A 13,644-nucleotide genomic window follows, 5' to 3' on the forward strand; every position below is an offset into this window, starting at 1 on the left:
CTTAAAATGATAATCTACAAAATTAAAGCTGGGATGTCTTTTGCCACTGACCGTGCTACTCGTAGTTCTCCCTTCTCACCTTTAGGTGTATCAGGGGAATTTTCAAAACGGTCTTCTCTATCTTTACGTTTAATATTTCTTCCTTCCCTAATAACTAACCATACATATCCTTGATTATCAGAATCAGTTTCAAATGATAAATAATCTAATACTGATAAATACTCATCTAGGTCCCATTCATAACCATCTTCCATTTTTAAAGTTTCATGTATTAAGGTAATTATTTGTTTCGCAACGTTAACTGAAACTCTAACCGTATTTTCATCTTGCTGAGCACTTTTTTCACATTGAATTAATTGATCAATTTGATTTATTAATTTTTGTATTTTTATTTTAGAACCAGTTTGAAAGCCTACTGGTAGTAAGCGTTTATGTGGTTTCAGCATTGTAATATTAGAAAGTAATATTTTATTTGGGCTACAAGGTATAATCTTATTCACATTATCTCTTTGAATAAATACGATTCCTTGTCCGTGTCCTCCAGTTTCGACAGCTCTACGAAGTTCACTATCAAATTCATGTATCTTTTTCATAACATCATAAAGCCTTTTTGTTGTGTAAAATCTAGTAACTGACAAATCTTCGATTAATCGAGCTCCATACATTCTTGAGTGTTGTAGTACTGTATCTTGTTGAAACGACTTCGGATTACGACCATAGTAAAAGCCAATTAAATTGCTGATTGTCACTCCACGATCTAATATTTGTCCACCAATGAAAATGTTCATTGGAGTTCGCAATCTAAGTTGTCCCGTTTCATCTAATAATTGATTGACATCTTTTTCAGAATTTACAACTGAACTTAAAAGATACTCGTTAACAAGAGATTCTTGGACTACTGTTACTACTTCTTCAAAAGAAGGTTGAGGTAAATCTAGTAGACTGACAGATTTCATTAAATCGCTATATGACTCTCTCATAAGAATATGAAAATTTTCATCTTGCGCTTCAGCAACTTTACGTAAGCTGATTTCTATCTCAGTTATTATTTGTTCTTGCCACTCATGAGAAGATTTCCCTCTTTCTGTATGAATGATGAATGCATACTTTTGAATTTTCTGCCCTAATTTTTCTTGCTGCCACCTTCTTATACAACTTCCAACAAGAAAGTTAACTATAGAAGACCGGATATCTTTAACAGCCGAACTTGATAGCAACTTATCCATCTTAATTCGTCTATAGTCGGGTCTTTTTAAAATTACTAATTCCTTTTCTGCTACTTCATGATATAAATATGAAGCTAAATGCCCTTTTTCTTCCGATTTTTCAAAGTATATTTCTCCACCAACATATTTGTCATGTATAGGGACTAGTTCAGTAAAAGAAGGTCTTATAGGTTGAAATAATTTATGTTCATGAATTCGCATATCTTCAGGTTGAAGATATAAAGAGTATGGGGTAGCTGTTACTTGTAAAAATGAAGCATTATTCTTCAGTTTTTCTCTTAATCGTTCTATTTTTCCAGAAATAACTTTCATCTCAGTAATATCTGATTCTTTTTTATGTTCAAAAGCAACACTTGCAAAATCAGCTTCATCGTCTATAAAGAGAATTTTTTTCGTTGCTAAATCCGGATATAATTCAAATAACGCGTTATTTAATCGATCCATATTCTTTGTTTCTTTTTTGACAATAATAGCTAATTTTTGAGAGAGTTCAAATTTCCTTAAGTTTGTAGGTAAGGACATAATATCGAAAACCTGCATTTTATCATTTAGCACTTGATCTCCAAACTCATTGGTCAATCTTTGATATGTCTGTTTAGCTAAAGCATTCGAATTTTTAGTTAATATAATTACTATATCAACTGAGTTGTCGTAGGATAAACCCATGATTCCTATGAATGTCCTAGTTTTACCAGATTGGATTTTCCCTAATAAAATTCCTGGTCTATTAGATGTTGTTGATTCCATTTTTAATTTTTCTACAGTATTTTCAACACATGCTTTTGTAGCCTTATCGTATTTGTTTTTTACAGATAAATAATCATAAAATAGACCATTTTTATTTATTTGAACTTTCATCTGACTTACCATATATATCCCCTTTTATTTAAATTCTTTTTAAATTTGTATAATCAGCTCTAAATCTAAAGACCTAGTATTATTTTACCATATTTAAATATTCAGACCACTAAATATCTTTTATAAATGACACATAATTCTTGACTGACTCCGACTAGTAAAGACAATCCCATATTGTCTGATCTGATTTTTAATTCTACGAAAGTTAGCTAATACTAGCTCAGAGAGGATGAAAATAAAATTACATACATACCATTGCAAAAATATATAAGTTTATTCTCAATTTAATGGAAGTTTTAGAACACAATTGGGTTAACTAAACAAGAAAATTAAAAACGACTGAAAACCAAATATCAAGGGTTTCAGGCATTTCTCGTTTTTACATTTAGTCGGGTTAGTGGTACTTAGCTCACTCATAAGTTGTGAGCTACACACCGCAATATACTTTCCTCGATTAATTCATTTTTCCATATTTACATAAAAATATGATACAAAACAGGAACGAAAATAAGAGTTAACAATGTGGAAGTCGTTAATCCGCCAATAACTGTGACTTACAGACCTTTTGAAATCAGTCCTGAAGATAAATTTGGTAGTGCTAAAAGGAACTAGGGCAAAAATGGTTGCAAAAGCCGTCATTAAAATCGGACCGCAAACGTGTTTTTGATTCTTCTACAATCGCCGTCGCCAATTCAATCCCTTGTTTTCGGTTTGTTTCAACGCGATCAAGAAGCAACAGCATTAGTTACAACAATTCCGATAAGCATTAAAATCCAAATTAAGGTCATCATCGACAGCGCTTGTCTAGTTACCAACAAACCTGTTAATGCACCGATTTGCACGAAAAATCAATGATGATAAGATGACAATTGGTGTGATAATTCCACCAATTGTTAGGCTTAAGTTTCAGCCACGTTTGCTTCTCTTTAAGAATGAGAAAAGTGAAATAGTATATAGCAATCAGGTACCTATAATAAAAGTAGCTGAGAAATTTTCTACTTTCCATAGCGCATAAAAACAAGGTCAATCCTCAAAAAGGATTGACCTTGTTTTTTAAAAATTTAATGTGCTTAATGTCTAGTAGTACCTAAAGTTGTGTGTAATTCATTTAACTCTTATCAATTCTTACTACTGGATTGTGAAATTTGATGTGAAAATTTGAATTTCAAAGTGTTTGACACATATTACAATGGTAGGTCTTTACGCTTAAAGACGATAATCCCAATGAAATATAGGACAAAAGTTAACATAGCTAGAAGGACTAATTGACCCCCATAGCTTTCATTTTGTATTATAGCATTTGTATCAAAGAGAGCTATAATAGTTATGCTTTTAAGTAATTCCAAGCTGGCACTCATTCCAGAAAGAATATTTGCAGCATAGAAAAACACAGTTAGTCCTGCACCAAGGGCAAGAGAATTACTTGAACGGTTAAATAAACAGGATGCAAAGAAGGTGATTCCACTGATTGCCAAATGTAACAATAAAGAACCTACTGTTAGAATGAAGAACTCCTTTACTGGCAACTCACCAGGCTGAACTAGCTCTGCCACTCCGTATCCTACAACAAATACCAACCCGAACATTACCAATAGTGAGGAAACAAAATAAATGGCACTTGTAAAAGTGTACTGGGTCCTCGTTATAGGAGTTGACAGGTGATAGGCCATGCTGCCTTTATCTACTTGATCTGCAATCAGCTTATTTCCAATAATAATGGAATAAATCATGGCAAAAATGAGGGCGAAATTTCCAAAATATTGATTTGCTACAAAGGCGATTAAGGTTGATATGTCACCTAACGGATTAATAGGGGTATCCATGCTTGCTTTTGTAATTTCATCCATGGTTTCTGGGGTGAAAATACTCATTACAATCCCGATTAATAAAGAAAGTGCTCCTGCAATGATAATAAATATTTTCAGATTCGTTTTTATTAAGTGGATAAATAAGGACTTATCAAACATGGTCAATACTCCCTTCTTTATAAAAGTTCATAAAATAATCTTCTAGTGAGTACTTCATTTCACGAATGGATGTCACATCTCTTTTCGACAGAGCGCATATTAGTTCATTAATTTGAAGGTCTTCTATTTCTAACATGACATATAAAGCTTCTTCTTGAATTTCACTAAATATAAAACCTTCCTTCTGAATAGATTGAAAGTCCTGAAGGTCTCGAAACGATATTTTATATGTGGTTTTATCAAAATGCTTAAAATCCCGAGAGTTCATTACCGAAATTAATTTCCCTTGCTTTATCATAGCAATACGATCACAAGTTCCTTCAATTTCCTCAAATAGATGAGAAGACATAAGTATGCTTTTTCCCTTTTGTTTTTCCTGGTGAATTAGTTTTACAAATACCGATTGCATAAAAGGATCAAGGCCTGTTGTTGGTTCGTCAAGAATGAGAATCTTCGGATCATGCATAAAAGCACAAACAATCCCAACCTTTTGTTTCATCCCCTTGGACATTCGCTTAATTAGGGCTGATGGATCTAAGTCGAACATCTCTATTAATTGATGAGCCATCGTCATATCATGAAGACCGCGCATATTAGCAACATGCTGAATGATCTGTGTACCGGTCATGTTTGCTGGAAAAGCAATCTCTGCAGGTAAATAACCGAGATGCTTTTGAATCTCTTTCGATTGGTTCCAGGAATCTGAATTTAAAATAGTAGACTTGCCACTTTGAGGTTTAATGAATCCCAATAGATGGCGGATCGTAGTTGTTTTGCCCGCACCGTTAGGACCAAGAAAACCAAATACCTCACCCTCCTCAATTTTAAATGAAATATCAAAAATCCCCTGATTGTTTCCATAATTCTTTGTAAGATTTTCGATTTCTATAGCTATCACTTAAACCACCCGCCAATTCTTCTTTATTTATCCAACAACATGTCGTATGATATTAGTATATTATGTACCTATGTCACTATCAACCGACATTGGTACCTCAAATGTCGGATAATAAGACTCCTGGGGAGGAAAAGACATGACAAAGAATCAAACAGTCACTGCACAAACAAAACAAAATTTAATACAGGCCTTCTGGGAACTCTACTCCATTAAGCGAATAGATAAAATAACAATTAAGGAGATTACTATGAGAGCGGGATATAATCGGTCTACATTTTATGAGTACTTTTCCGATGTGTATGATGTCTTAGAGAAAATAGAAAACAATTTGATTTCCAAGTTACAAGAGTTGCCAATCAAGCAGCTATCTTCTCCAGATGACCCATTTCCATTTGAAGTACTTATCAGCACGTATTCAAGTCACAGCAAATATCTAATAGTACTTCTAGGAGATCAAGGGGATCCAGCTTTTCAGGGCAGAATAAAAGCCAGCATCAAGCCCATGATAAAAGAAACTCTAGTTGCGCAAGGAGCAAAAGACGACTTTGAACTGGAATACACATTGGAATATGCTTTATCAGCAACGATAGGTATTCTAAGCTATTGGTTCAGCCAAGAAAAAGCCCCATCTATTGAGAAATTGGTAGAGCTATTAACAGATCTTTCTGATGAGGGTATTATGAAGAAACTAATAGGAGCAGGAAATGTCACTTTGTTAGATAATACGAGCTTATTTTAAGAGTTATTTTGCACCTCTACAAGGTTTTATTGAGATTCACCAGGCAAATCGACTGATATATTAAATCCTATTAAAAAAAGGTCAACCAGTAAAAACTGGTTAACCTTATAATACGAAAGCACCCTTTAGTTGAGATTCTTTATACCATCCTTTTATTTCTTATTGGGAAATAAAAAGGAAACCAAGGTTAGAATAAGACCAAGCACAACCCCAGTCCATTTAATAGCATCAATTGTGCTTTCAGATATATTCTGATCTATACTTGTTAGATGTAGCACTATACTTAAAAGAAGAGTAAGCATTATTACAAAATACCCACCCCACTGAAAAAACTTCCGTTTATTTGTTGTTATTTCCATTTCGTGAGACACATCCTTTCAAAAATTTTTATTCAATTAACTAGGAATTATATACAGTAATAGAACAAAAACCTCCAAAAAAGATTGATAGAATGCCCTTTTATCAACGAATACATGTAGTCACTGATAAGCGTTGAGTGACTCGATTTAAGCCTCTTACTTTCGTTCTTCAAATCTTCAACTAATCTGCTGCGTTAGTTGAACCAGAAACTAGATGAACCGTCCGTAACTCCTTGATTCACTTACTTAATTGGCATGTATAGACTTTATATTTGAACAAAAAGAATTGAAATAAAAATTTTTAGGCTTTTTGTTTTTTTGTTTTACTCAATGAATAGAAGGCTATCGCTGCTATAAATAAACCTGTATTTAACCATAAAACTATTCCATTCCAATCCCCATTGAAAAGGGTAATATTAGTAAGCGTGATGAGATGCATTACAACAATTAGAATTAATAAGCCAGTTGATGTCTTCAAATTTCCACTCCCTTTTGTCAGTTTTAAAAGTCAGTCAATTTATACCTCAAAACAAATTCCTCACTTGGAAAACGCCAACGGTTTTTGACAGTCTATTTATTTAATTGAATGGATGTACGAGTTTAGTTTTTTTTGTATCGATATGTAGTTGGTTGTAAATAAAATATATGTGTTTTCGTTTGTGATGATAACTACTCTATCTGTTGTGCCATACGGCATTCCGATTCTTATTGCCTGTTTTTCTTTTCCGCCATAAGTGTCATCTGTGGTAACTGTTAAAATATCAGATATTGGAATGGTTATCTTTGATAATAGCCATCTAATCACGATATCAGAATTAACTTTTTTTACAAATATCTCAAACAAAATATCCCTCTTTCCTATTAATTAACTTATTTTAACATATTAGGATAACTTAAACCCTCGATTCACTTAATCACCTGGATTGTATCTCGGATACCCCCTATGTTGACATTACAATTAAATAACCACTCAGTTGCTCCAAACGTCCCGATCAAAAGGAGTGAATGAGAAGGCCTTCTGTAGTGTTGATTGCTGTACTCTTCTGGATAAACTGTTCACAAATTCTAATACCCTGTATTTAACATTAAACATAAAACAGGTTATAATTTTTTATATCAAATCGACTAATTTGGGAAGTGTTTAATATATGGATGTTCAAAAACCTCAAACTGCTGATTCAAAGTATATTCAACAACATTTAGCAAATGAACGGACCTACTTAGCATGGATTAGAACAGCCCTTGCCTTTATCGGTATTGGCTTTTTAGTTACTAATCTACATCTTGCTTCAACTTCACTTCGTCAAAATATAAGTGATGAATTCGCGAAAGGGATTGGATACTCTTCTGTTGTCCTGGGAATTGTAACTATTATCTTTGCTACACTAGACTATTTGAATAAAGGAAAGGCTATAAATACCCAAACATTTAAACATCCAAGATTTTTTATAATTTTCTTATCTTCACTTCTAACTTTAATAATCCTCTATTTTGGTTTCTATTTTATGTATTTATGGAATTAAACCTGACAATTAGTTAACAAGGAAAAGGATTAGCTACATAAGGGCAGCTCGACATGTGGCAACAAATCACTTCCCGTAATATTTGGGAAGGGCGTTACGAATTCAAGAAACGATTTACAATTTTATTACTAACAATATCATATTGGATAGTAAATACTTGGTTAACTACAAGAAAAAAGATCGAAATTTTCAAAAAATAATATTTGTCTACGGTCTAGAATCTATGGACTATTTTCGTCTTGATAACCAAATTCTGCGAGATTACCTGCTTGAAAATGTATTGTCACATATATATTATATGGATAGCTAAATCTGGCGTTCCCTTTTTACTTGAGAAGTTTCGATTTAATGGGCAACGATTGGATTTCTATCATCAGTACGGAAGTCTCGAAAAGCAAATTACATTCTCAGTCATTGATTACTTGCGAGGACAATATAAGAAGTAAACTAAAGACTAAACTAATTGCAAAGAGCCAATGATAGAACTAGTAAATCAGCCTTTCCATTGGCTCTTTTTAATTGGTTCAAACAGATATCCACCCACGAATAGGAGAAATAAACATGTACAAAAAAAGCTCACCCTCAATTTAATGAGAGTGAGCACCGTTAGGTCTTTTTAGAATGATACATAACCAATCGGATTTACAGCATTTGAACGTGCACCATTCCATGGACCTACGTGAACTTCAAAATGTAAATGTGAGCCTGTCGAACGGCCTGAACTTCCCATTTTGCCTATTGCTTGTCCTTTTGAAACAGATTGTCCAGATCTGACATTAATAGCGCTTAAATGTGCATAAACTGTGGTGAAAATTTGACCATTAATCGAGTGAGTAACCATGATTACATTTCCGTAAGTACCCATTGGTCCTGCGTGAGAAACAACGCCGCTTGCTGCAGAGACAATTTGTGTTCCAATACTATTTGCAATATCACTTCCGTAATGAAACTCATCACCTGAACCAATGTTACGACCGCCAAATGTAGACGAGAATTGACCAGCAGCTGGACGTGTCCATGTCCCTGAAGATGTAACTGGTGCTGCAGATGCTGGAGCTGAAACAGTTTCAGCTTGACGAGCAACTTCGATTAAACGAGATTGTTCTGCCTCAACTTTGTTCCCAACTTCTTTACTAACTTCGAGTACTTCTTCATGTTCTTCTTCAAGTTTATGTTTATCTTTAGTTAATTCCATTAGTTTTGTTTCTAGTTGATCTACTAACTTGTCTTTTGAAACTTTTTGAGAATCAAGATTTGCTTTAAGGTTCACTAATCTATCTCGACTTTGTTTTTGTTGAGTAAGTTTTTCTTCAACTGAAGTCTTTTGTTCTTCAAGCAATATTTTATCGTCCGCTTGTTCTTTCAAAATTTTCTTGTCTGCATCCATTAGAGTACTGACAGCAGAAAAACGGTCAATAAAATCTGCAAAACTACTAGCACCTAGTAAAACATCTATATAATCTACAGATCCACCGCTAACTTGAACAGCTCTTAATCGTTCTTTTATTAATTCGTCACGCTCTGCAATTTTCTTTTTCAATATTTTAATAGACTCTTGTAATTTTTCAATTTCAACATTCGTACGTTTAATATCGCCTTGTATGTTATCAATCTCACTACTTGTTTTTTGAATTTTGCTGTCTAAAGTTTGAATTTGAGCCTGCAATCTTTCTTGGTTTGTTTGATTTATTGAAATGTCGTTTTTTTTCTGGTTAATTGATGAATTCAATTGATTACTTTTCTGGTCCAATTGTTTTTGCTCTTTTTTTAAATCGTTTACTGAGTTCGCCAATGTGGGAGATTGTGTCATTAATAATGAACACCCTAACACTGTTGCAATGGTTACTACCATCCATTTAGATTGTTTCTTTTTCATGTTCTTCCCCTTTCAAAATCACGTTTATACGTTTAAAAATTTCCATCCTTCCATAAATCTTGCCCCTTAGTAAAATATGGCTGTTGACTTGGTAGGAAGATGGAGTTAACAGTATAAACTAAATAATTCACCTTCTAAATATGCTTGAAGCATATTAAATAACTTGTAATAACGAAGAGTTACGAGTGTAATGGGCAAAATCATACCAAGTATCCCGATCACATTCCTTCTAAAACGAACAGGATTCGAACAAACCCATTTGTTGCGCCTACTAGTTTCATAATTTCAATTTTGCGACGGCGTAATTGCCATTTTTCAATTAAATTATATATTTTTAACCACGTATTTTCTTTCCTGAGTTGCTTTTATTATTTTCCAACGTGACTATCATAACAAGAAATTCGACAAAATATCATTACAATACTATTACAATAATGATATATGTTTAATTTACCCAAACAAACGCAAGCACTTAGACCTACCAACAACTAACTTTTTACACTATTTTCTACAAATAAAAAGACCGATGCCAAAATTCAACATAAGCCTTTCCATATTTTATTTAACAACCATTTGACGTTTGCTTATCAAAAGGATTGGGCACGTTATATTTTTAGTGCGAAACGTAAAGAAACACAAGAAGAAAATGGATTGAAATGGAGACAATAATAGCTGAAGGATATAAGTCTATTGATTCATATCGAATAAAAATCAGCTTGCATAACTAATAAAATAAGCGTACCTGAGAAGTAGAAATCTCAGGTGCGCTTATTTATATATCTGAGTTAGTTCATCCTGTATCAATTCAAATTCAGCAAAATCCTCTGCAACTGTAATTGAAGGAAATACAGATAACCCTTGTTTCCGGAGTTTCTCGACTTCACTCGGTAAAAATCGTGCACTTATATGTTGAACAATTAAATGCTTCGCTCCACTTTCTTTAGCCACTTGTGCGGCTTGTGTAATGGTGGCGTGTCCATACGGTTTAGCGAGGTCTTCGGTTCCTGCATCAAATGTAGCTTCATGAATGACGATATCTACATCTTTACTTAATTCAATTGATGCTTGGCAAAAACGCGTATCTCCTAAAATGGCTAAAGAAAATCCTTTAACTGTATCAGCCGTTACATCTTGACTATAAACAGTTTGCCCATTATCTAAAACCACATCATGACCATTTTTTAATTTAGCTAACATAGGACCTTTCGGCACACCTAGTTGTTGGGCTTTTTCAATTAACAACACGGGTGGAAGTGGTTTTTGTAAAACTCTAAAACCGAAACATGGCATCACGTGATCTAGCAATTTTGCTTCAATTGAAAATTGTTCATCTTCAAATATCACGCCTTCTGTAATTTCGATAATATTCAACTGATATTGTAATACGGTTCGGGATAAGCGTATTGTAGTGATAACCCACTCTTTTATGCCAACTGGTCCATATATGGTTAACGGTTCTTTTCCGTCTAAAAAAGAGCGAGACCCTAGTAAACCTGGTAACCCGAAAATATGATCTCCATGCATATGTGTGATAAATATCTTTTCAAGTTTTCGTGGTTTTAACGTCGTATGTAACATTTGGTGTTGTGTTGCTTCTCCACAGTCAAATAACCAAAATGTGCCTCTTTCTTGCATTAATTTCACAACAAGCGCACTTGTATTCCGTTGTTTAGAAGGCATACCAGCTCCAGTGCCTAAAAATTGCAGTTCCATATCACTTCTTCTCCCTATCTTTATGATCATCTAAAAAGTCTTTACTAAAACTCGTTTTAGACTCATACGTTGGCTTTCTAGCTTGAGTTTGGCCTCTAGTAATCATTTCTTTGCCAAATCTTTGTTGAAGTGATTCGACTAAACTTAAAATCGGCTCTTCTTTAGCGTGTTCTTCAAAATTATAAATAGATAATTGTTCAGTTAAGTCCACACGATCTACCACATTGCTTACTGTCACACCTAATAGACGTATAGGCTGTCCATCCCAATTTTTAGTAAATAAAGACCAAGCTATTTCAAAAATCTTTTCTTTTTCATAAACTAAATTCTGAAACGATTGACTACGCGAAGAATTTCGCCAATCTGTATCACGAATTTGTATTGAAACCGTTGGACCCGCTAAACGCTTTGCTTCTAGTCTATTGGCTACTTGTGTACTTAATCGTTTAAACACTTTTTTTAATTCTTGAAGTTCATTCTCATCACTAGGCAATGTCGTTGAATTGCCTACACTCTTCGTATCATACACAGAATCAGGATCTACTAAACGGTCATCGAGTCCATTTGCACATTTTTTCAATCGAATACCATTTTTCCCAAGAGCTTCTTTTAATACACCTTCTTCGGATTTAGCAATATCTCCTATAGTTTGTAACCCAATACTATACATTTTTTTTGCCGTACTTTCTCCTACACCGTGCATGTCTAGAACTGGAAGTGGCCATAACATCTTATCTATATCACGTTTACGTAAAATTGTAATGCCCATCGGTTTCTTCATGTTTGACGCCGTCTTAGCTAAAAATTTATTGGGAGCAATTCCAATCGAACAAGGTAAGTCAAGTTCCATTAGCAATCTCTTTTGAATGTCGTCTGCTATTTGCAGTGCATTGAGATTGCTGTCGATATCTGTGACGTCCATATACCCCTCATCTATCGATACTGGCTCTACTTGTTTCGTATATGTTCTTAGCACTTCAAACATAGCGCGAGATGCGATTCGGTACCGTTCAAAGTTAGGGGGCAATAATATCAGCTCTGGGCATTTACGTTTCGCTTCCCAGACGCTCATCGTTGTGTACACACCTTTTGCACGTGCTTCGTAAGAACATGTCACTAAAATCCCTCTACGTTCCTTCGGGTTTCCAGCAATGGCAATAGCTTTACCTTTTAAGCTTGTATCGTATGATTGCTCAACAGATGCATAAAAACTATTCATATCAATATGAAAAATTATACGAGCAGTCCCTCGTTTTATGCTTGTCATGGCCTCATCGCCTTTTCTAATTCTTTCTATTATCATAACAAAAATCGAGACAACAGGGCATCCTGACGTCTCGATTTTTATAAAGATATTTTAAGCTTGTGTAGCAGAAACTTTCACAATTTCCACAAGCAAATCAGACAATTTCTCAAGTTCTTTTATAGGCATACGTTCATTTTTCGTATGAATGTCTTCATAGCCAACTGACAAATTAACAGTAGGAATGCCGAACCCAGCTATAATATTTGCGTCACTTCCTCCACCACTAGTTGCTAGAGTTGAAGTAAGACCAATATTCTTTACTGCTTGAAGAGCTACTTGAGTAACATGTTCTTCAGGACCAAAACGGAATCCAGGGTACATCAGCTTCACTTCTACTTCAGCTATGCCACCCATTTCTTTGGCTGTTTCTTCAAATGTTGATTTCATATGTTCCGTTTGTTTGTTTAATTTGTCGGGAACAATTGATCGGGCTTCAGATAAAATATTCACTTCATCACAGACAATGTTCGTTGCACGCCCACCTTCAAAACTGCCGATATTAGCAGTTGTTTCTTCATCAATTCGACCAAGAGACATTCTTGAAATAGCTTTAGCTGCGATGTTTATTGCCGAAATACCTTTTTCAGGTGCCACACCCGCATGTGCCGTTTTCCCGCGAATGGTTGTCCATAATTTCGCTTGGTAAGGAGCCGCTGTAACGATACCCCCCACTTTCCCATCGGAGTCTACAGCAAAGCCATATTTCGCGGTAATTAGAGAAGTGTCCATTTCTTTCGCGCCTTGCAAACCACTCTCTTCTCCAGCAGTAATTATAAACTGAATATCCCCGTGTTCAATTGACTCTTCTTTCAAACGTTTTGCCATATCGAAGAGAGCGGCAATACCAGCTTTGTCATCTGCACCTAAAATAGTTGTTCCATCCGAATAAATATAACCATCTTCACGAAGTTCAGGTTTAATTCCTTTACCAGGAACCACTGTGTCCATGTGTGATGTGAAATAAATCGTATCTACATCTGACTTAGTTCCTTTTAAAGTCGCGATTAAGTTCCCTGCACCATGACCACTTTTAGCAGCTGAATCATCTTCAATTACATCAAAACCTAAATCTTCTAATTTTCTTTTTAGAATAGGCGCAATAATTTGCTCATGTTTTGTTTCAGAATCAATTTGTATAAGTTCTAAAAATTCATCAACTAATCGTTGATTGGTCAAGTG

Annotated in this window: 11 protein-coding genes; 2 read left to right on the forward strand and 9 right to left on the reverse strand. The window is 34.6% G+C overall.

Annotation, left to right across the window (positions count from 1 at the left end; translation table 11 throughout):
- Positions 1-14: 14 nt before the first annotated feature.
- The 3 genes from C406_RS0107720 to C406_RS0107730 all read right to left on the reverse strand — a co-directional run bounded on the left by C406_RS0107720 (position 15) and on the right by C406_RS0107730 (position 4,949).
- Entirely contained in the window at positions 15-2,084 is a 2,070-nt protein-coding gene (locus tag C406_RS0107720; RefSeq protein ID WP_155966712.1) for a Z1 domain-containing protein, read from the reverse strand.
- A gap of 1,184 nt (positions 2,085-3,268) precedes the next feature.
- Positions 3,269-4,051 carry an ABC transporter permease subunit gene (locus C406_RS0107725; RefSeq protein ID WP_017380027.1) on the reverse strand — a complete coding sequence of 261 codons (783 nt, stop codon included), beginning with the start codon at positions 4,049-4,051 and terminating at the stop codon, positions 3,269-3,271.
- Positions 4,044-4,949 (reverse strand): ABC transporter ATP-binding protein, encoded by a 906-nt coding sequence (locus C406_RS0107730; RefSeq protein ID WP_017380028.1) that lies wholly within the window; start codon positions 4,947-4,949, stop codon positions 4,044-4,046. Before C406_RS0107730 ends, C406_RS0107725 begins: the two co-directional genes overlap by 8 nt.
- Before the next feature lie 136 nt (positions 4,950-5,085).
- On the opposite strand from C406_RS0107730, the gene C406_RS0107735 reads away from it, so the two are divergent.
- Entirely contained in the window at positions 5,086-5,688 is a 603-nt protein-coding gene (locus tag C406_RS0107735; protein WP_017380029.1) for a TetR/AcrR family transcriptional regulator, read from the forward strand.
- A 660-nt stretch (positions 5,689-6,348) separates the two neighbouring features.
- On the opposite strand, the gene C406_RS20700 is transcribed toward C406_RS0107735, so the two are convergent.
- Both C406_RS20700 and C406_RS0107750 read right to left on the reverse strand, forming a co-directional pair.
- The gene (locus C406_RS20700) at positions 6,349-6,525 is read right to left on the reverse strand and encodes a hypothetical protein (protein WP_017380031.1); all 177 of its coding nucleotides are present in this window, start codon (positions 6,523-6,525) and stop codon (positions 6,349-6,351) included.
- 96 nt (positions 6,526-6,621) lie between these two features.
- Positions 6,622-6,891, reverse strand: a complete 270-nt coding sequence (locus tag C406_RS0107750; protein ID WP_017380032.1) for a SunI/YnzG family protein — start codon at positions 6,889-6,891, stop codon at positions 6,622-6,624.
- A gap of 304 nt (positions 6,892-7,195) precedes the next feature.
- Here C406_RS0107750 and C406_RS0107755 point away from each other — a divergent pair, with 304 nt between their 5' ends.
- On the forward strand, positions 7,196-7,570 hold the full coding sequence (locus C406_RS0107755) for a YidH family protein (protein WP_017380033.1): 375 nt from the start codon (positions 7,196-7,198) through the stop codon (positions 7,568-7,570).
- A 616-nt stretch (positions 7,571-8,186) separates the two neighbouring features.
- On the opposite strand, the gene C406_RS0107760 is transcribed toward C406_RS0107755, so the two are convergent.
- The 4 genes from C406_RS0107760 to C406_RS0107775 form a co-directional block, all read right to left on the reverse strand.
- On the reverse strand, positions 8,187-9,446 hold the full coding sequence (locus C406_RS0107760) for a murein hydrolase activator EnvC family protein (RefSeq protein ID WP_017380034.1): 1,260 nt from the start codon (positions 9,444-9,446) through the stop codon (positions 8,187-8,189).
- Between the two features lie 768 nt (positions 9,447-10,214).
- Positions 10,215-11,159, reverse strand: coding sequence for a ribonuclease Z (rnz, locus tag C406_RS0107765; RefSeq protein ID WP_017380035.1), 945 nt, complete (start codon positions 11,157-11,159; stop codon positions 10,215-10,217).
- A 1-nt stretch (position 11,160) separates the two neighbouring features.
- Positions 11,161-12,426: a DNA polymerase IV gene (locus tag C406_RS0107770; RefSeq protein WP_017380036.1), complete on the reverse strand. Its 1,266-nt coding sequence runs from the start codon at positions 12,424-12,426 to the stop codon at positions 11,161-11,163.
- 90 nt (positions 12,427-12,516) lie between these two features.
- A complete protein-coding gene (locus tag C406_RS0107775; protein ID WP_017380037.1) occupies positions 12,517-13,641 on the reverse strand; it encodes a M20/M25/M40 family metallo-hydrolase in 1,125 nt (374 codons plus the stop codon).
- Positions 13,642-13,644: the final 3 nt, after the last annotated feature.

Source organism: Paenisporosarcina sp. TG-14 (assembly GCF_000297555.1).
In the GTDB taxonomy this organism is placed as follows: domain Bacteria; phylum Bacillota; class Bacilli; order Bacillales_A; family Planococcaceae; genus Paenisporosarcina; species Paenisporosarcina antarctica.

Excerpts from the sequence above, each read along its gene's own strand:
- rnz (WP_017380035.1), bottom strand. The coding sequence starts at position 11,159 with ATGGAACTGCAATTTTTAGGCACTGGAGCTGGTATGCCTTCTAAACAA.
- C406_RS0107770 (WP_017380036.1), bottom strand. The coding sequence starts at position 12,426 with ATGACAAGCATAAAACGAGGGACTGCTCGTATAATTTTTCATATTGAT.
- C406_RS0107760 (WP_017380034.1), bottom strand. The coding sequence starts at position 9,446 with ATGAAAAAGAAACAATCTAAATGGATGGTAGTAACCATTGCAACAGTG.
- C406_RS0107735 (WP_017380029.1), top strand. The coding sequence starts at position 5,086 with ATGACAAAGAATCAAACAGTCACTGCACAAACAAAACAAAATTTAATA.
- C406_RS0107720 (WP_155966712.1), bottom strand. The coding sequence starts at position 2,084 with ATGAAAGTTCAAATAAATAAAAATGGTCTATTTTATGATTATTTATCT.
- C406_RS0107725 (WP_017380027.1), bottom strand. The coding sequence starts at position 4,051 with ATGTTTGATAAGTCCTTATTTATCCACTTAATAAAAACGAATCTGAAA.
- C406_RS0107755 (WP_017380033.1), top strand. The coding sequence starts at position 7,196 with ATGGATGTTCAAAAACCTCAAACTGCTGATTCAAAGTATATTCAACAA.